Here is a 1,431-nt window from a genome sequence, read left to right as displayed (position 1 = left end):
GTGACCGGTAGCGAGTTGCCACGCCCCTCGCTCAACAGGGGAGAAGGGCGGCCGGCGGCCAGGAAACGATGGCAGGCTCAGGTCCGCCGCAGGCTGCCACCAACGGCGCGGTAACACCGTCGGGGCCGTCGTCTGCACCGGTAGGGTCCACGTGTCGGCGAAAGGCCCGCCGCTGCGCGGGGTCACACAGGGGGAGCTGCCGATGACCCGGCCGGCCCGTGCACGCGATGTCCTGTCCGGCGCCCGATGGTGGGTCGTACCTTTGACCGCCGCGGTCGGCACCGCGACGCTTCGCGCCTTCGGTCCATGGCGGGGGTGGGAACCCGGGCTCTGGGCGGTTGCGGCAACCACGGTCACCGTCTTGTGGCACATGTCCGTGCTTGGACGCATCGCGTTGGACAGCGCCCTGTTCCACGAGGTTCCCCGATGGGACTACTACGCCTACGCCGAGGTCGAACTCGGCGAAGTCCCGGCCCGGGACCGGCACGCCATCATGCGCCGCTCCCGGCAACGCGTCGAGGAGTTCACCCGGATCCACAACCTGGTCCACGTGTCGCTGGGGATCCCGGCGCCGACCCCGCACGGATACGCCGAGGCAAGCGCGCTGCAGGCCGAGGGCCGCCGTCACATCTCGATCGGGCACCGGTGGCTCAATCGCGACTCACGGCATCTTCCCGTCATCCTCGAGCACGAGCTCGCACACCTGAGGCGTAGGGACGTGTTCCGGCGCCTGTTCCGGCGTGCGGCGGGCAGCGGCCTCGCGGTGGCGGCAGCGTGGGGCGAGCCCCTACCAACAGCTGCGGCGGTGTGCGGGGCGCTACTGATGGCGGGGGTGGCGGCCGGTTGGTGGAGCGAGCTTGCCTCCGATCGGGCCGCACGACGCTCGTGCGGGTCGGTGGCAGCGGCAGCGATGTGGCGCGAGCAGATCGAGGAAGACCGTGGCATTCCGCGGCTGCGGCGCTGGGCGGTCGCCGGGCTGAGCCTGAGTTCCCATCCTCCGCTGCGTCTGAGGATGTGGCTGGCGTCGCGTGGGCGGCCGTACGGTGGTCGGATCCGCAACCATCGACGGGGAGCGAGAGAAACTGGCGCGCCGTCGGAACCGTCGGTGTGAGGGCGGCAGGGCAAGGGTCCGTAAGCGAGCAGGCCGCCCTGCGCTGCTCGTGCGGGGCGGCCTGCGCGACTGAAAGGCCGGTGGAGCGAGTCGGGCCAATCTGAATTCGCCTGCACTGTCGCCGGACGCGACGACCTGTTGCTTCTCGTGGGCAGACTCGGGCTGTCGGAGGTCGAGACCAGCCGCCTGGCCGGTGTGACTAGCAGGACGGTGCGCAAGGCAGCTGGCTAGTGCCGCATCAGACTGCGTTCGCCCCGTTGTGACGCATCGCTCGGTTGCCGCCAGGTGGCAACCGAGCGGCCAGAATGATCACGTGGCTG

The 1,431-nt window shown here is 70.5% G+C and carries 1 protein-coding gene; it reads left to right on the top strand.

The window, feature by feature from the left end; genetic code table 11:
• Window positions 1-370: 370 nt before the first annotated feature.
• Entirely contained in the window at window positions 371-1,111 is a 741-nt protein-coding gene (locus ACIQOV_RS41325) for a hypothetical protein (RefSeq protein ID WP_401056280.1), read from the top strand.
• The last annotated feature ends 320 nt before the right edge of the window (window positions 1,112-1,431 follow it).

The sequence above is a fragment of the Kitasatospora sp. NPDC091257 genome (assembly GCF_044757675.1).
Taxonomy (GTDB): Bacteria; Actinomycetota; Actinomycetes; order Streptomycetales; family Streptomycetaceae; genus Kitasatospora; species Kitasatospora lactacystinica.
Note: the sequence above shows the minus strand (reverse complement) of the source record. Positions and strands in the feature narration are given on the sequence as shown.

Coding starts and splice junctions, on each gene's coding strand:
- ACIQOV_RS41325 (WP_401056280.1), top strand. CDS start 371: ATGTCCGTGCTTGGACGCATCGCGTTGGACAGCGCCCTGTTCCACGAG.